At 72.6% G+C, this 24,579-nt stretch carries 28 protein-coding genes; 12 read left to right on the top strand and 16 right to left on the bottom strand.

From position 1 onward, the window contains the following. Positions 1–9: 9 nt before the first annotated feature. Positions 10–609, bottom strand: a complete 600-nt coding sequence (locus ACFY04_RS06770) for an SgcJ/EcaC family oxidoreductase (protein WP_389114574.1) — start codon at positions 607–609, stop codon at positions 10–12. A gap of 125 nt (positions 610–734) precedes the next feature. On the opposite strand from ACFY04_RS06770, the gene ACFY04_RS06765 reads away from it, so the two are divergent. After that, positions 735–1,205: a MarR family winged helix-turn-helix transcriptional regulator gene (locus ACFY04_RS06765; RefSeq protein WP_389114572.1), complete on the top strand. Its 471-nt coding sequence runs from the start codon at positions 735–737 to the stop codon at positions 1,203–1,205. Positions 1,206–1,214: 9 nt separating this feature from the next. Here ACFY04_RS06765 and ACFY04_RS06760 read toward each other — a convergent pair whose 3' ends face one another. The 5 genes from ACFY04_RS06760 to ACFY04_RS06740 form a co-directional block, all read right to left on the bottom strand. Further along, positions 1,215–1,493, bottom strand: a complete 279-nt coding sequence (locus ACFY04_RS06760) for a hypothetical protein (protein WP_389114571.1) — start codon at positions 1,491–1,493, stop codon at positions 1,215–1,217. 101 nt (positions 1,494–1,594) lie between these two features. After that, complete coding sequence (locus ACFY04_RS06755; protein ID WP_389114570.1) at positions 1,595–2,125, bottom strand: DUF5956 family protein; 531 nt, start codon at positions 2,123–2,125, stop codon at positions 1,595–1,597. A 52-nt stretch (positions 2,126–2,177) separates the two neighbouring features. After that, a complete protein-coding gene (locus tag ACFY04_RS06750; protein ID WP_389114568.1) occupies positions 2,178–2,774 on the bottom strand; it encodes an HD domain-containing protein in 597 nt (198 codons plus the stop codon). A 6-nt stretch (positions 2,775–2,780) separates the two neighbouring features. Next, positions 2,781–4,082, bottom strand: a complete 1,302-nt coding sequence (codA, locus tag ACFY04_RS06745; protein ID WP_389114567.1) for a cytosine deaminase — start codon at positions 4,080–4,082, stop codon at positions 2,781–2,783. A 35-nt stretch (positions 4,083–4,117) separates the two neighbouring features. After that, positions 4,118–4,285 (bottom strand): hypothetical protein, encoded by a 168-nt coding sequence (locus ACFY04_RS06740; RefSeq protein ID WP_202200505.1) that lies wholly within the window; start codon positions 4,283–4,285, stop codon positions 4,118–4,120. Between the two features lie 97 nt (positions 4,286–4,382). Between ACFY04_RS06740 and ACFY04_RS06735 the strand changes: the two genes are divergently transcribed. Both ACFY04_RS06735 and ACFY04_RS06730 read left to right on the top strand, forming a co-directional pair. Continuing rightward, complete coding sequence (locus tag ACFY04_RS06735) at positions 4,383–6,188, top strand: prolyl oligopeptidase family serine peptidase (protein ID WP_389114565.1); 1,806 nt, start codon at positions 4,383–4,385, stop codon at positions 6,186–6,188. A 43-nt stretch (positions 6,189–6,231) separates the two neighbouring features. Further along, positions 6,232–6,996 (top strand): SURF1 family protein, encoded by a 765-nt coding sequence (locus ACFY04_RS06730; protein ID WP_389114563.1) that lies wholly within the window; start codon positions 6,232–6,234, stop codon positions 6,994–6,996. 118 nt (positions 6,997–7,114) lie between these two features. On the opposite strand, the gene ACFY04_RS06725 is transcribed toward ACFY04_RS06730, so the two are convergent. From ACFY04_RS06725 to ACFY04_RS06695, 7 genes are all read right to left on the bottom strand, one after another. Beyond that, positions 7,115–8,200 carry a hypothetical protein gene (locus tag ACFY04_RS06725; RefSeq protein ID WP_389114562.1) on the bottom strand — a complete coding sequence of 362 codons (1,086 nt, stop codon included), beginning with the start codon at positions 8,198–8,200 and terminating at the stop codon, positions 7,115–7,117. After that, on the bottom strand, positions 8,197–9,003 hold the full coding sequence (locus tag ACFY04_RS06720) for a SigE family RNA polymerase sigma factor (protein WP_389114561.1): 807 nt from the start codon (positions 9,001–9,003) through the stop codon (positions 8,197–8,199). Before ACFY04_RS06720 ends, ACFY04_RS06725 begins: the two co-directional genes overlap by 4 nt. Positions 9,004–9,174: 171 nt before the next feature. Further along, a complete protein-coding gene (locus tag ACFY04_RS06715) occupies positions 9,175–10,248 on the bottom strand; it encodes an aspartate-semialdehyde dehydrogenase (protein ID WP_389114560.1) in 1,074 nt (357 codons plus the stop codon). Next, positions 10,245–11,519 carry an aspartate kinase gene (locus ACFY04_RS06710; RefSeq protein ID WP_389114559.1) on the bottom strand — a complete coding sequence of 425 codons (1,275 nt, stop codon included), beginning with the start codon at positions 11,517–11,519 and terminating at the stop codon, positions 10,245–10,247. Before ACFY04_RS06710 ends, ACFY04_RS06715 begins: the two co-directional genes overlap by 4 nt. A gap of 129 nt (positions 11,520–11,648) precedes the next feature. Beyond that, positions 11,649–12,296 (bottom strand): DUF5063 domain-containing protein, encoded by a 648-nt coding sequence (locus tag ACFY04_RS06705; protein WP_389114557.1) that lies wholly within the window; start codon positions 12,294–12,296, stop codon positions 11,649–11,651. Next, complete coding sequence (gene recR / locus ACFY04_RS06700; RefSeq protein WP_327384062.1) at positions 12,289–12,888, bottom strand: recombination mediator RecR; 600 nt, start codon at positions 12,886–12,888, stop codon at positions 12,289–12,291. Before recR ends, ACFY04_RS06705 begins: the two co-directional genes overlap by 8 nt. A gap of 36 nt (positions 12,889–12,924) precedes the next feature. Next, positions 12,925–13,269 carry a YbaB/EbfC family nucleoid-associated protein gene (locus ACFY04_RS06695; protein WP_094744798.1) on the bottom strand — a complete coding sequence of 115 codons (345 nt, stop codon included), beginning with the start codon at positions 13,267–13,269 and terminating at the stop codon, positions 12,925–12,927. A gap of 269 nt (positions 13,270–13,538) precedes the next feature. Between ACFY04_RS06695 and ACFY04_RS06690 the strand changes: the two genes are divergently transcribed. Beyond that, a complete protein-coding gene (locus tag ACFY04_RS06690; RefSeq protein WP_389114556.1) occupies positions 13,539–14,285 on the top strand; it encodes an SLATT domain-containing protein in 747 nt (248 codons plus the stop codon). 127 nt (positions 14,286–14,412) lie between these two features. Here ACFY04_RS06690 and ACFY04_RS06685 read toward each other — a convergent pair whose 3' ends face one another. The 3 genes from ACFY04_RS06685 to ACFY04_RS06675 all read right to left on the bottom strand — a co-directional run bounded on the left by ACFY04_RS06685 (position 14,413) and on the right by ACFY04_RS06675 (position 17,369). Then, positions 14,413–15,063, bottom strand: a complete 651-nt coding sequence (locus ACFY04_RS06685; protein WP_389114555.1) for a hypothetical protein — start codon at positions 15,061–15,063, stop codon at positions 14,413–14,415. A 97-nt stretch (positions 15,064–15,160) separates the two neighbouring features. After that, on the bottom strand, positions 15,161–15,826 hold the full coding sequence (locus ACFY04_RS06680) for a GntR family transcriptional regulator (protein ID WP_266382529.1): 666 nt from the start codon (positions 15,824–15,826) through the stop codon (positions 15,161–15,163). Between the two features lie 181 nt (positions 15,827–16,007). After that, positions 16,008–17,369 (bottom strand): aspartate aminotransferase family protein, encoded by a 1,362-nt coding sequence (locus tag ACFY04_RS06675; RefSeq protein WP_389114554.1) that lies wholly within the window; start codon positions 17,367–17,369, stop codon positions 16,008–16,010. Between the two features lie 179 nt (positions 17,370–17,548). On the opposite strand from ACFY04_RS06675, the gene ACFY04_RS06670 reads away from it, so the two are divergent. The 8 genes from ACFY04_RS06670 to ACFY04_RS06635 all read left to right on the top strand — a co-directional run bounded on the left by ACFY04_RS06670 (position 17,549) and on the right by ACFY04_RS06635 (position 24,537). Further along, the gene (locus ACFY04_RS06670; RefSeq protein WP_389114552.1) at positions 17,549–18,190 is read left to right on the top strand and encodes a DJ-1/PfpI family protein; all 642 of its coding nucleotides are present in this window, start codon (positions 17,549–17,551) and stop codon (positions 18,188–18,190) included. Continuing rightward, positions 18,183–18,773 (top strand): MarR family winged helix-turn-helix transcriptional regulator, encoded by a 591-nt coding sequence (locus ACFY04_RS06665; protein WP_389114551.1) that lies wholly within the window; start codon positions 18,183–18,185, stop codon positions 18,771–18,773. Before ACFY04_RS06670 ends, ACFY04_RS06665 begins: the two co-directional genes overlap by 8 nt. Positions 18,774–19,014: 241 nt before the next feature. Next, positions 19,015–19,299, top strand: coding sequence for a nuclear transport factor 2 family protein (locus ACFY04_RS06660; protein ID WP_389114550.1), 285 nt, complete (start codon positions 19,015–19,017; stop codon positions 19,297–19,299). Between the two features lie 5 nt (positions 19,300–19,304). Then, positions 19,305–19,937, top strand: a complete 633-nt coding sequence (locus tag ACFY04_RS06655; RefSeq protein WP_389114548.1) for a LysE family translocator — start codon at positions 19,305–19,307, stop codon at positions 19,935–19,937. A 181-nt stretch (positions 19,938–20,118) separates the two neighbouring features. Then, positions 20,119–21,144, top strand: coding sequence for an alpha/beta hydrolase (locus tag ACFY04_RS06650; protein ID WP_389114547.1), 1,026 nt, complete (start codon positions 20,119–20,121; stop codon positions 21,142–21,144). After that, complete coding sequence (locus ACFY04_RS06645) at positions 21,137–22,339, top strand: acyltransferase (protein ID WP_389114545.1); 1,203 nt, start codon at positions 21,137–21,139, stop codon at positions 22,337–22,339. Before ACFY04_RS06650 ends, ACFY04_RS06645 begins: the two co-directional genes overlap by 8 nt. A 210-nt stretch (positions 22,340–22,549) precedes the next feature. Then, positions 22,550–23,869: a sensor histidine kinase gene (locus ACFY04_RS06640; RefSeq protein ID WP_389114544.1), complete on the top strand. Its 1,320-nt coding sequence runs from the start codon at positions 22,550–22,552 to the stop codon at positions 23,867–23,869. Further along, positions 23,866–24,537, top strand: a complete 672-nt coding sequence (locus ACFY04_RS06635) for a response regulator transcription factor (RefSeq protein ID WP_030383691.1) — start codon at positions 23,866–23,868, stop codon at positions 24,535–24,537. Before ACFY04_RS06640 ends, ACFY04_RS06635 begins: the two co-directional genes overlap by 4 nt. The last annotated feature ends 42 nt before the right edge of the window (positions 24,538–24,579 follow it).

The raw sequence follows: 24,579 nt of genomic DNA, 5'->3' as shown, positions 1-24,579 counted from the left end.
CGTGCCCGGTTACCTCTCCGCCTTCGGGGCCGTCGCGGGCGAGTAGAGGAAGGAGAACCGCTCCATCACGTTCCTGCGCTGGGTGTTGTGGAAGGCGGCGATGCGCCAGGCGCCGTCGGTGTCGCGGACCAGGGTGTACGTCTGGACCTTGGAGAGCTCGGCGGGGCCGGGCTTCGCGCCCGTGTAGTCGTCGCCGCGGCCGGTCAGGATGGCCGCGTCGGCTCCGAGGAAGCGCAGGTCGAGGAAGGTCGCCGCGAGTGCGGTGTCCTTGACGAAGTCCTTGAAGAGCGCGCGGTGGCCTTCGGTGATGTCGGAGCGGCCCTCGTAGTGGCTGCCGACGTAGGTGGTGTAGGTGGCGTTCTCGGTGAACAGGCCGCCGTACGCGTCCGCGTCGCCGCGGGCCCAGGCGGTGGTGAGGGCGTCGACGGTGGCGCAGACGGCCTCGCCGTCGGCGCGGTTCGCTCCCGCCGGTATGACGTCGGCGCAGGATTCCGTGCCGGTGCGGCGCACGTCGGAGGTGGTGTCCAGGTAGAGGTACGCGCCGCCGGCACCGAGGGCGAGGAGGGCGGCGGTGACGAGGGCGGCGCGCTTGAGGGTCCTGGTGTTCATGGGGTGCCTCCCTGTCGACGGCTACGAGCGGATGACGGCCGCCGCCGCGTTGATTACACTGACGCAGCAACTGCACGCATGCATTATCTGCGCATGTGCAGATAAATGACAAGGGGAGGTTCGCGATGACGGAGCAGGACGACCGGCGGGCGGTCTTTCGGGACTACGTCGACGCCGTGGGGCTCCACGGCATGGCGGGCGCGGAGGCGGCGGGCCTCCAGGCGTCCGAGTGGTACGCGCTCAGCCGGATCACCCTGGCCGGCGGGCTCACCTCCGGCGAGCTCGCGGCCGGGACGGGGCTCACGACGGGGGCGACGACGCGGCTGATCGACCGGCTGGAGCGTGCGGGGTACGTACGACGCACCGCCGACCCCGGCGACCGGCGCAAGGTCGTGGTCGAGGCCGTGCCCGGCGCGCTGGCGCAGGTCGAAGCCGCCGTGGGGCCGGCCCGGAAGCGGATCGGCGAGGTGCTCGCCGGATACTCGCCGGAGCAGCAGGAGCTGCTCTTCGACTACTTCAGGCGCGCGGCCCCCGCGTTCCGGGAGGCGACGGAGGAGATCCGGTCCGCGACGAAGGAGCGCAAGGGGAGCCGGTAGCCGCCGCCGTCAGTAGGGGCGGGGGGACATGATGTGCGGCTCGATGGCCGGGGCCTCGAAGATGCAGCGGGGTACACCCGGCCCGGGCGTCGCGCGGACGGAGACCGGTGTCGGTGGATCCGTCGGCAGCTCGACATGCACGGTCACGGGGTGGTCGTCGTGCGTCGTGGCGTGTCCGGTCTCCTTGCCGTCGACCAGTACCTCCACGACGGCGGCGTGCCCGGTCTGGACCGTGGCGCTGACCGAGTGCCCGTCGTGGTCGATGTGGAAGTGATGGCGCCGACCCATGAGATCGCCTCCCGGCTGTGTCCCCCATGACCAGCGTAGCCACCCGAGCGCCGGACGCCACGCCGCTCACACCCTCGCGGGCGCCTACCCCTCGCGGGCGCCTACCCCTCGGGGTCGGCCAGCCCCTCGGGGTCGGCCAGCTCGGCCAGTGCGGCCCGGGCCAGGGCGAGGAAGGCCGTGGAGGGCCGGGCCGGCACGGCGCGTGCCTCGGCCAGGTCGTCCAGGTGGTCGAGGAGCGCGCCGAGGGTGGTGAAGGGGCCGACCGGGCGGAGCAGCCACAGCCGCCCCCGCGGGCGGGGCGGGAGCCCGAGCCCGGCGAGGGCCTCGTCGGCCTCGCGGTCGAGGTCCCGGAGGTCGGGCTCGGGCAGCGGGGCGCACTCCACGCCGGTGATGTGGCCGTGGCCGTCGAGGGCGGTGTCCACCGCCCAGTGGGTGGACCGGTCGGGGATCCAGGTGCGGTCCGCGGGGGGCCAGACGTACGGGAGGAACACCCAGCGCAGGTCCTCGGGGGCCGGTTCCCAGCCGAGCACCTCCAGTTCCCGCATCTCCGGCAGCCGGTCCGGCTCCAGTTCGCTGCGGCCGGTGCGGCGCAGTGCGAGCGGGTGCGGTGTTCCGTCCTCGTCCCACGACATGCGGGCACGTTATCCGACCCGGTGACCGATATGCGTGACCCCCGCGTACGGCCTACGCCCGCGGCCCGTCCAGCGGGTTGGCGGCGATCCGGGTGGCCGCGCCGCCGGCCACGTACGCGGCCGCCGCGCAGTCGGGCTTGCGGGCGGCCTGGTCCTCGACCAGCGCGAGGAACGCGGCGCCGAAGTCGCCCCGCGGGTACGCGGCGAGGAGGTCGGCCGTGAAGGCGGGATCGAACTCGGCGACGCGCAGGCCCGAGACGTCCGCGCTGGTACCGACCTGCAGCAGGTGGCTTTCCACGTCCGCGGCCGCACTCACGTCGTCCCGCATGTGCAGGACGACGACCTCCTCGGCGCGCGCCCGGCGGGCCGCCGGCCAGCCCAGGCCCGCCGTCAGGACGCGCGCGACATGGCCGCCCGCCTCCTCGAAGGGCAGGGTGTGGCTGTCGAAGGGCGCGGTCAGGCCCAGATCGTGCACCAGGGCGCTGACGTAGAGGAGTTCCGCGTCGTACGCCAGCCCGTGCTGCTCCGCGTACCGGGCTCCGAAGGCGTAGGAGCGGACCGAATGGTTCAGGAGGGTCGTGTCCGCGTACTCCGAGGCGATCTCGAGGGTGGCGCGGGCCGATGCGGTGTCAAGTGTCCACGTCTTCATGGGGCGTCAGCGTAGGCGGCGGCTGAAGTCGATCTCGGACGGGGACTCCCCCGGCCAGTTCAGCCGGGTCGGGGCGGGCGGGGTCTCGGCGAGGACGGTCCCGCGCGAGACCACGTACCGCGGGCGGACCTGGCGGCGGATCGCCTCTTCGGGCGACGGGGCCGGGAGCAGCACGAAGGAGGCGGGGGCGCCCGCGGTGACGCCGTACTCCGTCTCCGCGAGGCCGAGCACCCGCGCCGCACGCTCCGTCACCATCGAGAAGGCCAGCGGGACCTCGTCGGCACCGGTGAGCTGGGCGGCGTACAGCCCGACGAGGGCGGTCTGCAGCGGGTTGGCGGTGCCCAGCGCGTTCCAGGGGTCCATCACGTCGTCGTGGCCGAAGGCGACGTTGACCCCGGCCGCCAGCATCTCCTTGACCTGGGTGAGGCCGCGGCGTTTGGGATAGGCGTCGAAGCGGCCCTGGAGGCCCAGGTTGGCGAAGGGGTTGGAGACCAGGTTGATGCCGGAGCGGGCGAGCAGGCGCTGGAGTTTGAAGCTGTAGGCGCCGTTGTAGGAGCCCATGGCCGTCGTGTGCGAGGCCGTGGCGCGCCCCCGCAGCCCCGAGCGCAGGGCCAGGGTGGCCAGCACCTCCACGAAGCGGGACTGCTCGTCGTCGATCTCGTCGCAGTGCGCGTCCACCCGCAGGCCGTGCTCCTCGGCCAGCGCGAAGGCCGTGTGCAGCGAGGCGAGGCCGTCCTCGCGGGTGTCCTCGAAGTGCGGGATCGCGCCGACGACGTCCGCCCCGCGGGCGACGGCCTCGCGCATCAGCCCCTCGCCGCCCGGGAAGGAGACGATGCCCTCCTGCGGGAAGGCGACGATCTGCAGGGTCATGAAGTCCCGCACCCGGTCGCGCACCTCCAGCAGCGCTTCGAGTGCGGTGAGGTCCGGGTCGGTGACGTCGCAGTGCGTCCGCACGTGCAGCACCCCGTGGGCGGCCTGCCAGCGCAGCACCTCGGTGGCCCGCGCGATGACGTCCTCGCGGGTCAGGGTCCGCTTGCGTTCGCTCCAGCAGGCGATGCCCTCCCAGAGGGTGCCGGAGGCGTTGGGGCGGGGTTCGCCAGCGGTCAGCGCCGTGTCGAGGTGGATGTGCGGCTCGACGAAGGGGGGCGTGAGCAGGCCGCCGTGGGCCTCGATGAGGATGCCGGTGACCGGTGGTTCCTTCTGATCGTCGTACGGGACGACCCGCGCGATCCGGCCGTCCTCCGCGACCTCGACGTCGGACAGGCCGTGGGTGTGCAGCAGCCGGGCGCCCCGGACGATCATCCGCATGGCGCCAGCCTAGGCAGACATCCGGCGGAACGGGCCTAGCCGCGCTTGGCCTGGGCCTTCTGCTGCATGCCGCGCGTCTTCGCGGCGGTGTTGTGGAGGTCCCGGACCGCAGCCTTGGCGCGGGCCTCCGCGGCCGTGTTCTTCGCCAGCGCGCGCTCGGAGTCCTGGTGGCTGTGGTGCCCGGTGCGGGCCTTCTTGGCCATGATCGTTCCTCCTCGGACGGGACGGCCGATGCGTTCCACTGTGCGCCCGTTCGAAACGGTCGGCATCCCGGGGAGCGCTGCGGCCACAATGGGGCGCATGACCAGCGACAGTGAGATGACCCCCGGCATGCCCGACTGGGAGAAGCGGTTCCGGGCACCGCGCGTCGGGCTCCCCGACTGGGCCGAGGACGCCCCGGACCGTTCGCTCTTCGTCTCCAACGCGACCGGAACCTACGAGATCTACGCGTGGGACCGCGCCACCGGCGAGCAGCGGCAGGCCACGGACCGCCCCAACGGCACCACCGACGGCACCCTCTCCCCCGACGGCGAGTGGATCTGGTGGTTTTCCGACACCGACGGCGACGAGTTCGGCACGTGGGTGCGCCAGCCCTTCGCGGGCGGCCCCGACGAACCGGCCACCCCGGGCCTGGAGCCCTCGTACCCCGCCGGGCTGGCCATCGGACGGGACGGGACGGCCGTCGTGGGGCGCTCCACCGACGAGGACGGCTCGACCGTGCACGTGGTCCGGCCGGACGGCTCCGCGCCCACCGTGATCTACCGGCACCGGGAGTCGGCCGGCGTCGGCGACCTGTCCCGCGACGGAACGCTGGTGGCCGTCGAGCACACCGAGCACGGCGACGCGATGCACTCCGCCCTGCGCGTCCTGACCCTGGACGGGACCACAGTCGCCGAGCTGGACGACTCCCGGGGCGGGTCCGAGGAGCTGGGCCTGGAGGTCCTCGGTTTCGCGCCGGTCGTGGGCGACACCCGGCTGCTCGTCGGCCACCAGCGGCGTGGCCGCTGGGAGCCGATGGTGTGGGACGTGGCCACCGGCGCCGAGCAGGAGCTCGCGATCGACCTGCCGGGCGACGTCAGCGCCGAGTGGTACCCGGACGGGTCCGCGCTGCTCGTCGCGCACAGCTTCGAGGCGCGCAGCGAGCTGTGGCGCTACGACCTGGCCGCGCGGGAGCTCGTACGCGTGGACACGCCCGCGGGGTCGGTGTCGGGTGCCACCGCGCGGCCCGACGGGACGGTGGAGTACCTGTGGTCCTCGGCCGCCGAGCCCTCGGCGGTACGGTCCACCGCGGGCGGGATCGTGCTGGACCCGCCCGGTTTCCGGGCGCCCGGCTCGGTGCCGGTCCAGGACGTGTGGGTGGAGGGCCCGGGCGGGCGGATCCACGCGCTCGCGCAGCGGCCGGCGGGACACGGCGAGGGTCCCTTCCCGACGATCTTCGAGATCCACGGCGGGCCGACCTGGCACGACAGCGACTCCTTCGCGTCGGCCCCGGCGGCCTGGCTGGACCACGGCTTCGCCGTGGTGCGGGTCAACTACCGCGGCTCGACGGGTTACGGCCGCGCGTGGACCGACGCCCTGAAGCACCGGGTCGGGCTGATCGAGCTGGAGGACATCGCGGCGGTCCGGGAGTGGGCGGTCTCCTCGGGCCTCGCGGACCCGGCTCGCATGGTGCTGTCGGGCGGTTCCTGGGGCGGGTACCTGACGCTGCTGGGCCTGGGCACGCAGCCCGAAGCCTGGGCCGTGGGCCTGGCCGCCGTACCGGTCGCGGACTACGTGACGGCGTACCACGACGAGATGGAGGTGCTGAAGGCGCTGGACCGCACCCTCTTCGGCGGTACTCCGGAGGAGGTCCCGGACCGCTTCGAGGCGTCCTCGCCGCTGACGTACGTGGACGCCGTGAAGGCGCCGGTCCACATCGCGGCCGGGGTGAACGACCCGCGCTGCCCGATCCGTCAGATCGACAACTACGTGGACCGGCTCGCCGCGCGCGGGGCCGTGCACGAGGTGTACCGGTACGACGCCGGGCACGGTTCGCTGGTGGTGGAGGAGCGGATCAAGCAGGTCCGGATGGAGCTGGAGTTCGCGCTGAAGCACCTGCCGCACTGACCCTGCGGGAGGGCGACCGGTGCACCCCCCGTACGGTGGTGGGGTGCACCGGTTTCTCCTGACCCCGCGCTGGTGGGGGATCAACGTCTTCGTCGCGCTCGCCGTTCCCTTCTGCCTGTTCATGGGGTCCTGGCAGCTCGGCCGGTTCGAGGACCGTGTCGACAGCCACCGGGAAGCGAGCACGGAGCGGCCCGCGGACCAGCTGGCCGCGCCCCTGGAGTCGCTGCTTCCGGTCGACAAGACGACCTCCGGGCGGCTGGCCTCCACGGCCGGGGAGTACGGCGACCAGCTGCTGGTGCCCGAGCGACGGCTGGACGGCCGGTCCGGGTTCTACGTGCTGACGCTGCTGAAGACCGACTCCGGCAAGAGCGTCCCGGTGGTCCGGGGCTGGCTGCCGGGAGTGGCGGATCCCGCGAAGGCGCCGGCCCCGCCGGCCGGCCGGGTCGAGGTCAGCGGGGCCCTGCAGGCCGCGGAGAACGCCGGCACGAAGGGGGTCCACTCCCAGGGCGGGCTGCCGACCGGGCAGCTCGGGGTGATCAGCGCGGCCTCGCTGGTCAACATCGTCCCGTACGACCTGTACGACGCCTGGCTGACCGTGCAGACCCCGTCGGAGGGGATGATTCCGGTGCCCGCGCAGGCGCCGACCAACACCGGGCTCGACCTGAAGGCCTTCCAGAACCTCGGCTACACCGGCGAGTGGTTCGTCTTCGTCGCCTTCGTGCTCTTCATGTGGTTCCGGCTCTACCGTCGCGAGGTGGAGACCATCCGCGACGCCGAGGCGGGCCTGCTGGAGCCCGCCGCGCGGTAGCCCTGCCGCCCCGGACGCCGCCCTGGGACACCACGTGGACACCACGGGGACACCCCCTGGGGAACTCCCTGGGGCACTCCCTGGGCCCGCTCCCTGCGGAACTCCCTGGGGGCAGTCCTCAGGGCAGCGGGATCGCGCCCGTCCGGTAGACCGTTCCGCCGCAGGCCTCGGGGATCGTCGTCCGTGTGGTCGTGGCCCCCGACTGCGGGGTGTGCGAGACGGCCACGCCGGCCGGGGCCGGGGACTCGCCCGCCTGCGGTTCGACGGCCGGTCCGTTCGCCGTGCCGCCCGTGGTTCCCGCCGGCTCGGTCTGCGGGGACTTCCCGCCCGCGTCCGGGTTCGCCGGTGCGCAGGTCTCCCCCGACGGCACCCACGCGAAGCGGACCTCGTACGCCGTGTTCGGCGGGAGCACCAGCGCCGGAGCCGCCGCCGCCGGGTCGGGCAGCAGCCCGCTCGCCGGATCCCCCGCCGTGTGGCCGACCACGGCGACCCCGGCGCCCGAGCCGGCCCCGGTACCGGGCGCCGCGGCCGCCGTCAGGGTGTCCTGGCCGTTGACGGCGCAGCCCTGCGCCGAGACGTTGGTGACCCGGAAGCTGCCGTACACCCTGCCGTCGGTCTCCGGGGTCCGGGCCGAGCCCACCACCCCGAGCTGGTCCGCGCCGCACCCGGGCACTCCTGGCGCCGCCACCGGCGGCAGCGGGCCCGAACCCGCCACAGCGCCGCCGGAACCGGCCGGTCCGGCGAAGGTCCCGGCGCCCGACGGGCCTGCCGCCAGACCGTCCGCCGGGGGGCCGGCCGTCGCGTTCGGCGCTCCGGTGACCCCGCCCACGGACGGGATCTCGCCGAAGGAGTGGGGCGGCCTCGGCTGGGACCCGAAGCCGTTCTGGTGGGGGTCGGAAGCCGGCGAGTCGTGCTTGTCGCCGGTGGCCGCGCCGTGCCCGGCCATCGCCGGGTGGTCCGTGGCCGCGCCCTCGGCCGCGGAGAGGTGCAGTGCGGCCGGGATCGCCGTCCCGACGAGCAGCACGGCCGCGGCGGCGCCGACGAAGGCGGCGCGGCGGTTGCGGGTCCGGCGCGCGGGGACGGCGCCGCGTAGTCGCTCCAGCGCGTCCGCGGAGGGCTGCAGGCCCTCGACGGCCCCGCGCAGGAGGATGCGCAGCTCTTCTTCCCCGCTCGCCCCGCCCGGCGAAGTGTGGTCGTCCATCATGACTGCGCAGCCTCCATCGCCACCCGCAGCGCGGCAATGCCCCGCGATCCGTACGCCTTCACCGAACCGAGCGATATTCCGAGCGTCTCGGCGACCTGGACCTCCGTCATGTCCGCGAAGTAGCGCAGCACCAGCACCTCGCGCTGGCGGCGCTGCAACCCACGCATCGCCTTGATCAGATCGTCCCGCTCCAGCTGGTCGTACGCGCCCTCTTCGGCGCTCGCCATGTCCGGCATCGGCTTCGAGAGCAGCTTGAGGCCGAGGATGCGGCGGCGCAGGGCGGACCGCGAGAGGTTCACGACGGTCTGGCGCAGGTACGCCAGGGTCTTCTCCCGGTCGCGGACCCGGTTCCGGGCGGAGTGCACCCGGATGAAGGCCTCCTGGACCACGTCCTCGCAGGAGGCGGTGTCGTCGAGGAGCAGTGCGGCCAGGCCCAGGAGCGAGCGGTAGTGCGCCTGGTAGGTCGCGGTGAGGTGGTCGACGGTGGTGCCGGCCACCACCTCGGGCGTCTCGGCCGCCTCGGCCACCTCGGGCGTCTCGGCCGTCTCGGCCGCCTCGGCCACCTCGGGCGTCTCGGCCGCCTCGCTCTTGCTGCTCCCGTCCGTCTCAGCGCTGTCGCGCGGCGCGGGCACGAGGCCGCCCCGGATCGGTACGGAGGTCCGTACGGGCGCCGCCGACGGCCCCGCCGGCGGGACGGGCACGATCACGGGAAAACCGTCGCCGGGCACGCGGAGACCCCGGCGCGACGGGATGATCCCGATCCGCGCCGGCCGGACGGCCGGTTCGAGCAGTGTGTCTGCCACGCCGGTTGGACACGCGTCCCCCCATCAGGGTTGTACGCGCCAGGCGGCCTCACCAGCAAAATCCCTATTGCCCTCATGCGTACCCGCTCTTCCCGATTGCCCCGTCTTTATCGAGACGGCAGTCGGGCCATCACCTTGATCAAGGGATCAGCACCGATCCTACAAAGCGAATTACGCAAATTCACCTGCGATCAGTTCCGCGATCTGTGTGGCATTCAACGCTGCGCCCTTGCGGAGATTGTCTGCGCACACGAAGAACTCCAGGGCGTGACGGTCGTCGAGCGAGGCCCGCACCCGCCCCACCCAGGCGGGATCCGTCCCGGCGGCGTCCACGGGAGTGGGGAACTCCCCGGCCGCCGGGTCGTCCACGAGCACCACGCCGGGCGCGGCCTCCAGGATCTCCCGGGCGTGCGCGGCGTCCACCTCGCGCTCGAACCGGGCCCGCACGGTCAGCGAATGCCCGGTCAGCACCGGTACCTGGACGCAGGTCACCGACACCGGGAGCTGCTCCAACTGCAGGATCCGGCGCGTCTCCCCGCGTACCGCCAGCTCGTGCGAGGACCAGCCGTCCGCACACAGCTCGCCGGACCACGGCACGACGTTGAGGGCGAGCGGGGCCGCGAAGGGGCCGGTGTCCTCGCCCACGGCACGGCGTACGTCCCCGGGCTGCTCGCCCAGGGAGGTCCCGGCGACCAGCGACTGCTGGCGGCGCAGCGCCTCGGTACCGGCCCGGCCGACGGCGCTCGCAGCCTGGTACGAGGAGACGACCAGGTCGCAGAGGGAGTACTCGGAGTGCAGCGCGCCCAGCGCCGCGATCATGGTGGCGGTCACACAGTCCGGGCCGGCGACGATCCCGCGCGGCCGGATCCGTACGGCGTGCCCGTTGACCTCGGGCACCACCAGCGGGACCTCGGGGTCCTCCCGGAAGGCGGCGGACAGGTCGATGACGACCGTGCCGCGCGCGGTGACCGCGGGGGCCCACCGGGCCGAGACGTCGGCCGGGGTGAGGAAGAGGGCGATGTCGCCCGGTCCGAGGCCGTCGAAGGCGTCCTCGGTGAGGGCGATCACCTCGGTCTCCTCCGCACGGACGGTCAGCATGCGGCCGGCCGAGCGTGCGGAGGCGATCAGGCGGATCTCGCCCCAGACGTCCGCCCGCTGGGACAGCATCTGGAGCAGGACCGAACCGACTGCTCCGGTCGCCCCGACCACGGCGAGTGCCGGGCCGGAGGACCGGGTGCGGGTCATCGTCCGGTGCCTCCGTAGACGACGGCTTCGGCACTGTCGGAGTCGAGGCCGAAGGCCGTGTGCACGGCGCGGACGGCCTCGTTGACGTCGTCCTGGCGGGTGATGACCGAGATGCGGATCTCGGAGGTCGAGATCAGCTCGATGTTCACGCCCGCGTCGGACAGCGCCTGGAAGAAGGAGGCGGTGACGCCCGGGTTCGTCTTCATGCCCGCGCCGACCAGGGAGATCTTGCCGATCTGGTCGTCGTAGCGCAGGGAGTCGAAGCCGATCGCGCCCTTCGCCTTCTCCAGGGCCTCGATGGCCTTGTGGCCCTCGGCCTTGGGGAGCGTGAAGGAGATGTCCGTGAGGCCCGTGGAGGCCGCGGAGACGTTCTGCACGATCATGTCGATGTTGATCTCGGCGTCCGCGATGGCGCGGAAGATCGCCGCGGCCTCGCCCGGCTTGTCCGGGACACCGACGACCGTGATCTTGGCTTCGGAGACGTCGTGCGCGACTCCGGAGATGATGGCGTGCTCCACCTGCGCGTCCCCTTGCGGATTCTCGTTGCTGACCCAGGTGCCCGGCAGTCCGGAGAAGGACGAGCGGACGTGGATCGGGATGTTGTAGCGGCGCGCGTACTCGACGCAGCGGTGCAGCAGCACCTTGGAACCGGAGGCCGCGAGCTCCAGCATGTCCTCGGAGGAGATCCAGTCGAGCTTCTTCGCCTTCTTCACGACGCGGGGGTCCGCGGTGAAGACGCCGTCGACGTCGGTGTAGATCTCGCACACCTCGGCGTCCAGCGCCGCGGCGAGCGCGACGGCGGTGGTGTCCGAGCCGCCCCGGCCGAGGGTGGTGATGTCCTTGGAGTCCGCGGACACCCCCTGGAAGCCCGCGACGATGGCGATGTTGCCCTCGTCCAGCGCGGTGCGGATCCGGCCCGGCGTGACATCGATGATGCGCGCTTTGTTGTGGACCGAGTCGGTGATCACGCCTGCCTGGCTACCGGTGAACGACTGGGCCTCGTGGCCCAGGTTTTTGATCGCCATGGCCAGCAGGGCCATGGAGATCCGCTCTCCGGCGGTCAGCAGCATGTCGAATTCACGTCCGGCAGGCATCGGGGACACCTGCTCGGCGAGATCGATCAACTCGTCCGTCGTGTCGCCCATCGCGGAAACCACGACGACCACCTGGTGGCCGTTCTTCTTGGCATCCACGATCCTCTTGGCGACGCGCTTGATGCCCTCGGCATCGGCTACGGAGGAGCCTCCGTACTTCTGCACGACAAGGCCCACGTGCGCTCCTCGCTCAGTCCGTCTCATTGCTGGTGCAGTGTAACGAGCGACCGGGATCCGACCGCCTCGTACCACATCATGAGACGAGAAGATCAGAGAATGAGTTCCCGGGCCGGCCGCCGTGTTCACTCAGGTGCGGCCGAGGCCGCCCAGCTCCTCGGCCATCACCTGTCCGGCCTGTTCCGCGAGGTCGTCCTCGGCCATGTCCTCGTCCGTGTCCAGGCCGTCCAGCGCCGCCAGCGGCTGGTCCAGGCGTACGTGGGCGATCAGCGACTGGAGGGCGCGCAGGGTGGCCGAAGCCGTCGGACCCCAGTTGGTGAAATACGAGAACTGCCACCACCACAGCGCCTCCGTGATGCGGCCCGACTGGTGGTGGATGAGCCCGTGCCGCAGGTCGGCGACCACGTCCGCCAGGTCGTCGGAGATCCGGTGGGCCACCGGGGCCTTGCGGGGCTCGTAGGGGTCGAAGACCTCGGAGTAGACGTCGACCGGCTCCAGCATGATCGCGAACCGCTCGCGCAGGTCGTCCACGTCCGGCTCCGGGCCGAGATCGGGCTCGTAGCGCTCGTCCGGCAGCACGTCCTGGTACGCGCCCAGCCGGCCGCCCGCCAGCAGCAGCTGGGACACCTCCAGGAGGAGGAAGGGCACGGCGCTGTCCGGGTCCTCGCCCTTGGCCACTTCGGTGACCGCAACGATGAACGACCCGATCTGGTCCGCGATCGAGGCGGCGAAGTCGTCCGGATCCTGGCCGAGGGCGTGCAGCGTTGCGTCAGACATCGAGAAGTCGCCTTCCTTCAAAGGCCCGCCCGAGCGTGACCTCGTCCGCATACTCCAGATCTCCCCCGACGGGGAGCCCGCTGGCCAGGCGGGTGACCTTCAGGCCCATGGGCTTGATCATGCGGGCGAGGTAGGTGGCGGTCGCCTCGCCCTCCAGGTTCGGGTCGGTGGCCAGGATCAGCTCGGTCACCTCGCCGTCCGCCAGGCGCGCCAGCAGCTCGCGGATGCGCAGGTCGTCCGGGCCGACGCCCTCGATCGGGCTGATCGCGCCGCCGAGGACGTGGTACTTGCCCCGGAACTCGCGCGTCCGCTCGACCGCGACGACGTCCTTCGGTTCCTCCACGACGCAGATGACCGTGGTGTCACGGCGCGGGTCGCGGCAGATGCCGCACCGCTCCTCCTGCGCCACGTTCCCGCACACCGCGCAGAACCGGACCTTGTCCTTGACTTCCAGCAGCGCGTGCGCGAGGCGGCGGACGTCGGTGGGCTCGGCCTGCAGGATGTGGAAGGCGATCCGCTGCGCGCTCTTGGGCCCGACGCCGGGCAGCCTGCCCAGTTCGTCGATCAGGTCCTGAACCACGCCTTCGTACAACGGACTGCCTTCTTTCGTCGGGTAGGGGGAGGAGGACTAGAACGGGAGGCCGGGGATACCGCTGCCGCCGCCCAGGCCCTGGGCCAGGGGGCCCAGCTTCTGCTGCTGGAGCGCCTGCGCATTCTCGTTGGCCGCCTGCACCGCGGCGACCACCAGGTCGGCGAGCGTCTCCGTGTCCTCGGGGTCCACGGCCTTCGGGTCGATCACCAGTGCGCGCAGCTCACCGGATCCGGTGACGGTCGCCCTCACCAGACCGCCGCCGGCCTGGCCCTCGACCTCGGTCCGTGCGAGCTCCTCCTGCGCGGCCGCGAGATCCTGCTGCATCTTCTGGGCCTGCTGGAGCAGCTGCTGCATGTTGGGCTGGCCACCACCGGGAATCACAGGGCACTCACTCCATACGTCGTACGTCGAGACCTTCGGAACGCTGGTCAATCCGAGCCTACGTGCTCCCCGGGCGCCGCGCCCTACGCCGTGAGGACCAACTCTTTCGAGTGAGAGACGAGGCGTGCGCGTACCTGATGGAGACCTCCTTGCGGGCGGAAATCCCGGGAATCGTCGCCCATCGCCCGTCATTCGAAGGTAGGAAGAGCATGCGCATCATTGCGCACACGCGCACCACCACACGTCAGCGCAGGCAGAGGGAGTGCCGGGTGAGCCAGCCGGAGATGCAGCCCGAGGGGCCACCCCGGGATCCCCGGGAGGAAGGCGGCGGACCGATGGCGGCGGGCGATCTGACCGGCCGGCCGTTCCCCCTCGGGGACTGGGGCGAGCCCGCCGAGCGGCTCGACGAGCTCTACCGGCGGGTCGAGGCCGATGCGCTGCGCACCGCCGAGTGGTATCTGTCCGACCGGGCGTGGAAGCGGCGCGGTGCGCGCGTGCTGCGCGCCGGGGCGGCCGTGGGCGCCGTCACGGGCGCCTCGATGCCGCTGCTGGAGCTGACGGGCTCGATCCCGGGCGCCTCCACGTACGGCTACCTCGCGCTGCTGCTGGGCGCGGCGGCGCTGGCCTGCGACCGGTTCTTCGGGCTGACGTCCGGGTGGATGCGGGACGTGGCCACGGCCCAGGCCGTGCAGCGCCGGCTCCAGACCCTCCAGTTCGACTGGGCCTCGGAGAACGTGCGCGAGGTGCTCGGCCCCACCGAGGGCACGGCCAGCGAGGCCGCGGAGCGGTGCCTGACCGTGCTGCGCCGCTTCTCGGAGGACATCACCGAGCTGGTGCGCTCGGAGACCGCGGACTGGATGGTGGAGTTCCGGGCCGGGCCCACGCCGCTGGTGATGCAGTCGCTGGGGGCCTCCGGGGGGCGCCCGGACGCCGGCATCCCGCCCGCCCGCTTCCCGCTGCCGCCGGGCACCAGACCGAACATGCCCCGGCAGCGGCCGCCGGAGCAGCCGCGCTGAGGGACGGGCGGGGTTCGCGGGAGACGCGCGGGGCTCGCAGGGATCACGGGAGAGGGGCGGGGCTCGCGGGAGACGGGCGGGGCCGGGGTTCCGCGGAGCGGACCCGTACCCCGCCCACCGGCGCCGCTCAGCTGAAGATGATCATCGATCCCTGGCCGAGGCTGCGCGTCGCGGCCGCGTGCAGCCCCAGCCACACGTGCCGCTCACGCGCGAACAGGCTGTCGTCGTACGGAATCGGCCCCGCCGGCTCCTCCAGCAGCGTCGGCCGCCCCGGCGGCGCCGGTGCGGCGGGCGGGTTCCCCGGGTCTATCCCGATGGCGGGGGCCACGAACAGCAGCTCCCGCAGCAGCCCCTGCACGGACCCCAGCGGCCCGCCCCCGGCCAGCAGCTCCTCGTTCGCCAGCGGAGCCGCGAAGTCCACCGGGACATAGGCCCCGGCGTGGTCGTAGTGCCAGACGAGGTGCGACTGCTGGGCCGTGGGCTCGAACATCTCCAGCAGCTGCTCGTAGTCCCCGCCCAGCTCGTCCACGGGAGTCACGGGCAGCCCGCAGAGCTGGAGCATGTACGCCCGCCGCAGGAAATGCAGGGCGTCGTAGTCGAAGCCGGCGACCGGGGCGACGTCCCCGCTCAGGCCCGGCATGTACGCGAACACGGGCACGGACGGCAGTCCGGCCGCGCCCAGCGCCCTGTCGTACGAGGCGATCTCTTCCGCGAAGGGGTTGTCGGGGCTGTGGCACAGCACGTCGACAAGGGGGACCAGCCACAGGTCACAGGCCACTCGGCCTCCGATCAGTCGTTGTCGCCGATCCGGCCAGCGTAGTGGGCCGGACACCCTCCGCGAAGGGGTGCGCAGAACCTGGGCACCCGCTGAGGCGTCAGAGGCGGGCGGCCCAGGCCAGGGCGTGCTCGTTGTAGCCGCGGACGATGCCGCGCACCGCGTCGGCATCGGCCAGCGTCACCGCGTCCACCAGCTCGCTGTGACCGTCCCAGAGCGCCGCCCGCAGCTGCGGCTCGCGCTGGAGGTGGGGGACGGCGAAGACCCAGCACTGCACTCGGATGCGGTGCAGGAACTCGGAGATGTAGGTGTTGGCGACCAGCCCGCTCAGCTCCCGCCAGAAGCGCAGGTCGTAGCCGATCAGTACTTCGAGCGAACCGCTCTGCGCGGCCCGCCGGGCCTCCTCGCCCCGGCGGCGCACCGAGACCAGCAGCTCGCCGGAGCCGGGGGCGGTGCCGCGCTCGGCGAGGCGGCGGAAGATCCCGTCCACGACGAGCGAGCGGGCCTCGATCATGCCCCGGAAGTCGTCCACGGAGAAGATCCGCACGCGGAAGCCGCGGTGCTGGACCAGTTCGAGCAGCCCCTGGGCCGAGAGGTCCACGAGCGCCTCGCGCACCGGGGTCGCGGAGACCTCGTACTGCTCGGCGATCTGCTTGACGGTGAACTCGGTCCCCGGAGGCAGGCGTCCCGCGAGCACCTCGTCACGCAGCGCGTCCGCGATCTGCTGGCGAAGTGTGTTGCGGGTGACAGCTCCGCTGCCTGGCATAGGGGTCCGTCTCCTGTCGTAGAGCTTCGGACACCATAGGGCCAGACAGAGCGGCTGAAAACCGATCGGTAGCTAACCGATATCCGACATCCGCACCCGGTGTCCGGGTGCGGATGTCGCCGCGGATGCCGACCGGCCCCGTTCCCGCCGCGCGGGCGGGTCTAGCCGGCCGTGGTGTGGGTCAGCCGGCCGTGGTGTGGCGGTCGGCGACCGTCAGCGCCTCGTCCAGCAGGGCCAGGCCCTCCTTGGCCTCCGCCTCCGTAATGTTGCAGGGCGGGACCACGTGGGTGCGGTTCATGTTCACGAAGGGCCACAGACCCGACGCCTTGCAGGCCGCCGCGAACTCGGCCATCGGCGCGTTGTCCGCACCGGCCGCGTTGTACGGCACCAGCGGCTCGCGCGTCTCCTTGTCCCGTACGAGTTCCAGGGCCCAGAAGGCGCCCAGCCCGCGCACCTCGCCGACCGAGGGGTGGCGCTCGGCGATCTCGGCGAGCGCCGGGCCGATCACGTTCTCACCGAGGTGGGCGGCGTGCTCGACGATGCCCTCCTCCTCCATCGTGTTGATCGTCGCGACGGCGGCGGCGCAGGCCAGCGGGTGGCCGGAGTACGTCAGTCCGCCCGGGTAGGGGCGGGTGGCGAAGGTCTCCGCGATGGCGGCCGAGATGGCCACGCCGCCGAGCGGGACGTAGCCGCTGTTCACGCCCTTGGCGAAGGTGATCAGGTCGGGGGTGACGCCCCAGTGGTCGGCGGCGAACCACTTGCCGGTGCGGCCGAAGCCCGACATGACCTCGTCCAGGATGAAGACGATGCCGTGGCGGTCGCAGAGCTCGCGGACGCCCGCGAGGTAGCCGGCGGGCGGGGTCATGATGCCGGCGGTGCCGGGCACGCTCTCCAGGATGATCGCCGCGATGGTCTGCGGCCCCTCGAAGGCGATGGTGTCGGCGAGGTGGGCGAGGGCGCGGGCGCACTCCTCGGCCTCGGTGGTGGCGTGGAAGGCGGAGCGGTAGAGGTAGGGGCCCCAGAAGTGCACGACGCCGGCGGCGGCCGTGTCGGAGGGCCAGCGGCGCGGGTCGCCGGTCAGGTTGATCGCGGCGGCGGTGGCCCCGTGGTAGGAGCGGTAGGTCGAGAGCACCTTGGCGCGGCCCGTGTGCAGACGGGCCATGCGCACGGCGTTCTCGACGGCCTCGGCGCCGCCGTTGGTGAAGAAGATCTTGTCCAGGTCGCCCGGGGTCCGCTCGGCGATGAGGCGTGCGGCCTCGGAGCGGACGTCGACGGCGAAGCCGGGCGCGAGGGTGCAGAGCCGGGCGGCCTGCTCCTGGATCGCGGCGACCACCTTGGGGTGCTGGTGGCCGATGTTGGTGTTGACCAACTGGGAGGAGAAGTCGAGGAACCGCTTGCCTTCGTAGTCCCAGAAGTACGACCCCTCGGCCCCGGCGACGGCGAGGGGGTCGATCAGGGCCTGGGCGGACCAGGAGTGGAAGACGTGCTTCCGATCTGCGTCCTTCACGGTGGCAAGGGTGTGCGAGGCGACATGAGGGGTCATGTCGTCACGCTAGAAGTGCGCAGGTGGGGCGGGATATCGGCGGACTGTATGGGGGTGAGGGGCCGCTCTCGGCAGTCTGTCTGCGAGGGTGCCCGAACCCCTCTCCGAGATTGACAGCATCCTGTCGTTATGACAGCCTATTGTCATAGAGCAGGAACCACGCTGGAGGCGAAAGCACCATGAGCGAGACCCCGCGCAAGCCGGCCCGCAAGCCCGTCCACCTCGCGGTCTACGACACGTACGCGGACTGGGAGACCGGCCACACCACCGCGCACCTCACCCAGCGCGGCCACACCGTGCGCACGGTCGGCATGAGCGCCGCGCAGCCGGTCACCACCATGGGCGGCATCCGCATCCAGCCTGATCTGGCCCTGGCCGACCTGCGACCGGAGGACTCCTCGCTGCTGATCCTCACGGGCGCTTCCCTGTGGGACACGAGCGAGGACCTGACGCCGTTCGCGGCCAAGGCGCGGGAGTTCCTGGCCGCCGGAGTGCCGGTCGCGGCGATCTGCGGAGCCACCGCCGGCCTCGCCCGCGAGGGCCTGCTGGACGGCCGGACCCACACCAGTGCCGCCTCCTTCTACCTGGCCGAGCAGCCCGGCTACGGGGGCGCCGGGAGCTACGTCGAGGCCGACGCGGTGACCGACGGCGACCTGATCACGGCGGGGCCGACGGAGCCGGTGGCCTTCGCCCGCGAGGTCTTCGCCCGCCTGGACGTCTACAAGCCGGAGGTCCTGGACGCCTGGTACGGGCTCTTCCACGACTCGGACGTCAGCGCGTACCCGGTCCTGATGGCTGCATCGGCGGCCGGCGATGCGTGAGGCGACGCACGAGCCGCTGCCAGGCGGAAACGTCGGAGAGGTCGGGGAGGTCGGGGACCTCGTCGAGCTCGGGGACGTCAGGGACGTCGGGGACCTCAAGGACGCCCGCACCCAGCAGGACCTGCTGAGCCGCACCGCGCTCGGGGTGTTCCGGCTGAACGGCCAGTTCCTCGCCATCTCGGAAGAGCTGGCCAAGCCGGCCGGGATGACCGCGGCCTGGTGGCAGGTCCTGGGCGCGGTACTGCGGGAGCCACTGCCCGTCGCGGGCATCGCCCGGAACATGGGCATCACCCGGCAGAGCGTGCAGCGCATCGCGGACCTGCTGGTCGCCAAGGGCCTCGCGGAATACGCCCCGAACCCCGCGCACCGGCGGGCGAAGCTGCTGAGGCCCACCGAGGAGGGGCTCGACGCGGTGGACCGGATCGGCCCGGGCCACGCGGCCCTGGCGGCCCGCCTCACGGCGGAGCTGGGCGGCGCCGCCTTCGCGGAGACGGTCCGCGCCCTGGAACGGCTGGCCACGGCACTGGACGCGCTGGAGTCCGCCGCGCCGTCCGCCGCCATTCCCGCACCCGCGCCGGAGTGAGCCTGGGACGACGGCACCGCCCGCGGCGCCCTGCCCGCGCTCTGCCCCGCGCCCCGAAGGCCCGCCGTAAACGATTGTGTCGAAGTCAATAAGCCTGCAAGCAAAGCTTGTTACGTATAACGGGCTGCCGGACACTGCGGCACATGGAGCCGTTGAAGGTAGTGGCACAACTGTGGGAGCGAATCGAGGCACGCGACTGGGACGGCGTGGCCGGGCTCATCGCCGAGGACGCGAATGGCCCGTGAGCGGTGAGCGCATCGTGGGGCGCGCCAACTTCATCGCCGTGAACAGCGACGACGGCTACGCGGACGAGAGATCCGTGGAACTGCTGCGGATCCTGGCCGACGGAAACCTCGTGGTCACCGAGGTGGAGATACCTCAGGACCACGTCGTCTACCGGGCCGTCTCCCTCTGGACCGTGAGCGACGGGGAGATCGTGGGGGCGAGGGAGTACTGGACCAGCCCCGGCCAGGACCCGGCACCCCGCTGGCGGGCGGGCTACGTCGAACCCCTGGTGGCAGACTGAGCCGCGTGCTCACCGCTCTTCTCGGCGCGACCGGGGTCCTGGCGCTCCTCACCCTCGTCCCCGGCCCGGACATGGCGATCGTCACGAAACGGGCCGTCACCCGGGGGCGCGGCGACGGACTGCGCACGGTCGCCGGGATCGCCGTCGGGCTGCTGATCTGGGGCGCCCTCACTGTGGCGGGGCTCGCGGCGCTGGTCGCCGCCTCGGCCGAGGTGTACCTGGTGGTGAAGCTGGCGGGGGCCGCCTATCTGTGCCGGCTCGGCCTCCAGGCCCTGCTGCGGCCGGGCGCGGAGCCCGCGGAGCCCGCGGAGCCCGCGGAGCCCGCGGAGGGGCGGCTTGAGCCGGGCGTCGGCGGGGCCTGGCGGACCGGCCTGGTCGCCAACGTCCTCAATCCAAAGATCGCCGTCTTCTACACAGGGCTGCTGCCCGCCCTCGTCCCGCCGGGCCCGCGGCCGGCGGTCGGCATGGCGCTGCTGGTCCTGGTCCATGTGCTGCTGACGGTGGTCTGGCTGGGCACGTACGTGTACGTGCTGTCGCGCGCCGGGCGGTTCTTCACGCGGCCGCGGGTCCGGCGGGCACTGGACCGGACGACGGGTGTCGTCCTGATCGGCTTCGGTGTGCGGGTGGCGACGACGTGACGTCGTGACGGTCGTGACGTCGTGACAGTCGTGGGCCTGCCTCGCAGGTATCCCCCGTCATACCTGAGAGCTACGCGCGAACACGGCTCCATGGCGTGACGCCGACCACGGGTCCGGATTTCTAACTTCGGTAGCAGAGAAGAGCGTTCACGGCTCTTCCGGCGACCGGAGGAAGAGGACCATGGCAACGGGGACGGGGACGCAGACCGGGACCACGGAAGAGACCCGCGGGGCGGGCACGGCGCTCGCCACGGGGAGGGCGGGGTCCGGCGGTGGCCGGCTGCGCCGCGGCCTGCTGGCCGCTCTGGTCGCCGCGGCCGTGGTGGTCCCCGTGTCCGCCGCGGCCTCCCCGAACGTCCCGGCCCCCGCGCCCGCCACGTTCTCCGAGGACGCCACGCCCCGTAGCCGGTACGCCGCCAACAGCGCCAACCTCGCCGAGGCGGCCCGTACCGCCGAGGACGCCGACCGCCCGGGCCGCGCAGCCAGGCTGCGCGCCATGGCGGCGGCCGGCGCAGCCCAGTTCCTCACCTTCGACGGCCGCGGCAGGGGCCGCGCCGTCGAGGTGTTCGGCGAGCTGGAGAGCGCCGACCGGGTCGCCGTCCTGGTGCCCGGGTCCGACACCACGCTGGACACCTATGAGCGGTTCCGTGCCGGGGCCGTCTCCCTCCAGCAGCGCCTGCAGACCGAGCATCCGCGCTCCGCCGTGGTCGCCTGGCTCGGGTACGACACCCCCGGCACGGTGAGCACCACCGTGCTGAGCGCCGACCGGGCCGACGCGGCCGCCGGCGAGCTGGCTCCCTTCCTGGAGCAGTTGCACGGCATAGCGGGGCCCGGTGCCAGGATCTCCCTCCTGTGCCACTCCTACGGCTCCGTGGTCTGCGCCCGGACCGCCACCGGGTCCGCGGTCAGCGACGTGGCGCTGTTCGGCAGCCCGGGCACCGGGGCCGGATCCGCCCGTGAGCTGCCGACCGGGGCCCGGGTCTGGGCCGGCCGGGGCAGCGGGGACTGGATAGGCAACGTCCCGCATGTCCGGCTCGGCGGGATCGGTTTCGGCACCGACCCGGTCGATCCCGCCTTCGGAGCCCGGGCCTTCGCCGCCGGCGCCGTCGGGCACAGCGACTACCTCAAGCCGGGCACCGAGTCCCTCGACAGCCTGGCCGCCATCACCCTCGGTACCACCCCCGCATCGGAGGCCGACCATGGTTGAGTTCCGCCACCGCTGGTCCACCCTGGCCGCGGGCATCGACGCCGCCACCCCGGCCGGCCGCGACCGGGCCGTGGACGCGCTGCGGGCTTTCGCGATCCTCGGCGTGGTCCTCGGCCACTGGCTGGTCACCGCGCTGACCGCGCGCGACGGCGGTCTGAGCACCACCAGCCCGCTGGCCCATATGCCGTGGCTGGCGCCGGTGTCCTGGGTGTTCCAGACGCTGTCCGTCTTCTTCCTGGTAGGCGGCCATGTCGCCGCCCGCGGGTACGCGTCGGCGCGCGAGCGCGGCCTCTCGTACGGCTCTTGGGCCGGGCAGCGTCTGGGGCGGCTGTTCCGTCCGGTCGCCGCGGTGCTGGTGCTCTGGGCGGTCGTCGCGGGCGGGATGCTGATCGGCGGGGCGGAGTTCGACACCGTCCGGTCGCTGGTCAAGCTGGTGCTGTCGCCGCTGTGGTTCCTGCTGGTGTTCGCCGCGCTCACCGCCGCGACCCCCCTCGTGGCCCGGCTCAGCCCGCTGTGGCCGCTGGCCGTGGTCGCTGCCGTCGACGTGTGGCGCTTCGGACTTCAGGGCCCCGAGTGGATCGGCTGGGTCAATGTGGCCGCGGGCTGGCTCGTCCCCTTCACCCTGGGCGCCGCCTGGTCCCGCGGGGCGTTCTCCCGGCGCGGCCGGGCGCTGCTCCTGCTCGGCGCGGGCGTCCTGGCCACGGCCGCGCTGATCCTCTGGGGCGGGTACCCGGCCTCGATGGTGGGTGTCCCCGGGGCCGCCGTATCGAACCTGAACCCGCCGACGCTGGCCGCTGCCGCCTTCGGGCTGGCCCAGTGCGGACTGGCCCTCCTGGTGCACGAGCCGCTGGCCCGGGCCATGCGGCGGCCGACGGCCTGGGCGAAGGTGGCCCTGGTGAACCTCTCCGCCATGACCGTCTTCCTGTGGCACCAGACCGCCATGATGGCCGTCACCGCCCTCGGGCTGCTGGTCTCGGCCGACCTGCCCGGGCTGCACACGGTGCCCGACTCGGTGGGCTGGATAGCGGCCCGGCTGCTGTGGCTGCCCGTGTTCGCCGCCGCGCTGTCGCTCTGCTGGGCCGCGTTCCGTATCCACGAGCAGACCGCCCGCCGTCCGAAGCCGTCCCGCACCACCCGTACCGTCGCCGTCCCCCGCCCCAGGACGCACCCCGCCAAGGAGATCACCCATGTCTAGTGCTGTGGCCGGGAAGGTCTGCCGGGTTGCGGCGTCCGGTGCATGGGGTCTCCCCAGGCCCGCAGGGCCTGGGGGAAGCATCGCAAGGCGGAGGGCCGCGGCTCGTACTGGACGTACGTGCGCGGTCCGGCAACGCGGCGAGGTGCCGGGCGTCGTGACCCGGTGAACCTTTCCGGCCACAGCACCAGGGCCCGCCTTAGCCTGGACGGCGTGAACCAGCAGACCGAGCCACCCGCCGCCGAAGTCCGCATCCGCCTGCCGCGCGGCCTGGCCCGGGAGTTGTTCACACTGCGGCGGGACCCCCTGCCGAAGATGTCGCGGCCGCGCTGGCTGGCCTGGCTGCCGCATGTGGTCCTCTGCTACGTCGCCATTCCCTGCGGCGTCCTCACGGGGATGCAGCTGAACGACCATTACGGGGTGTTCGGTTCGGCCGTGCTGGGGCTGTCGCTGCTGACCTCCGCGTCCGTCGTGCTCAGCATGTTCCGGCCGGTCGCGGCCTGGTGGCTCGGGCTCGTCACCTCCGGCCTGGTCGCCTGGACCATCCACGACCACGTCGGCCACGGGCAGTCCTGGCCCTGGACGCCCGCCGGGCCGTTCACGCTCGCGCCCGTGCTCCTGATGGTCGCCCTGCGGGTGCCGCCCCGGGTGACCGCCTCGGTCATCGGCATCACGCTCGCCCTCAACGGACTGGCCGACATCGCCCTCAGGCCGCCGAAGAGCCAGACGATCATCGGCGGCGCGGCCCTCCTCTTCGCGTTCGTGGGGATCCTCGGCTACGCCCTGCGGGCCACCCGCCTCGCCCGCGGCAAACTCGTCGAGCAGGAGACCCTCACCGAGGAGGAGCGGGCCCGGCGCACCCTGCTGGAGGAGCGCAGCCGGATCGCCCGCGAACTGCACGACGTCGTCGCCCACCACATGTCGGTGATCTCCATCCAGGCGCAGGTCGCCCCGCACCTGGTGGAGAACCCGTCCGAGGAGCTCAAGGAGAACCTGGCCGGCATCCGGGAGAACGCCCTGGAGGCGCTGACGGAGCTGCGGCGGGTGCTGGGCGTGCTGCGGTCCGAGCGGCCCGACGATCCCGCGAACCCCCATCATCCGCAGCCCACCCTCGGCGAGCTGGACGGCCTCGTGGACAACGTGCGGGGTGCCGGGCTCGACGTCACGACCGAGATCGCGGGGACACGGCGGCCGCTGACCCCGGGCGTGGAGCTCACCGCGTACCGGATCGTGCAGGAGGCGCTGAGCAACGCTCTGCGCCATGCGCCCGGTTCGCGGGTGGAGGTGGGCATCGCGTACGGGCCGCGTGATCTGCACCTGTGCGTCGCGAACAGCGCGCCGACCCGGCCGGCCCCGCCCTCGCCCGGTGCCGGGCACGGGCTGCTGGGGATGCGGGAGCGGGCAGGCATGCTGGGGGGCGAACTGGCCGCCGGCCCGCGCCCCGACGGGGGGTACGAGGTGAGCGCCGTACTCCCGATGGATCCGCAGGATCTGCCCGCGGTCCCCGACCCCGAGACGAAGAGGGCCTCATGAGCACCCCGATCAAGGTGATGATCGCCGACGACCAGATGATGGTCCGGCAGGGCTTCACCGTGCTTCTCAACGCGCAGCCCGACATAGAGGTCGTGGGGCAGGCGGTGGACGGGGCGGACGCGGTGGCGAAGGTCGCCGAGCTGGCTCCGGACGTGGTGCTGATGGACATCCGGATGCCGGGGATGGGCGGGATCGAGGCCACGTCCGTCATCACCGCGGTTCCGGACGCCGCTGTGAAGGTGCTGGTGCTGACCACCTTCGATCTCGACGAGTACGTGTACGAGGCGCTGCGGGCCGGGGCCTCCGGGTTCCTGCTCAAGGACGCGTCCGCCGACCAGCTCGCCGAGGCGGTGCGGGTGGTGGCGGCCGGCGAGGCGCTGCTCTCGCCGAACATCACGAAGCGGCTGATCACGGAGTTCTCCCGGCTGGGAGCACCGCGCGCGCCGTCGCGGGCCCGGATCGAGGCACTGACCGAGCGGGAGACGGAGGTGCTGTCGCTGATCGCCCAGGGCCTGTCGAACGCCGAGATCTCGGAGCACCTGGTGCTGGCCGAGCAGACGGTGAAGACGCATGTGAGCCGGATCCTGGTGAAGCTGGGTCTGCGGGACCGCACGCAGGCCGCGGTGTTCGCGTACGAGACGGGTCTGATCCGCCCGACGGGCTACTGAGCGGACCCGGGTAGTACTTGAGAGGGACCCCGGGAAATCCCC

This window comes from Streptomyces sp. NPDC001549 (genome assembly GCF_042894025.1).
In the GTDB taxonomy this organism is placed as follows: domain Bacteria; phylum Actinomycetota; class Actinomycetes; order Streptomycetales; family Streptomycetaceae; genus Streptomyces; species Streptomyces kutzneri.
The sequence above is the reverse complement of the archived record's forward strand: the minus strand, read 5'-3'. Positions and strand labels throughout refer to the sequence as shown.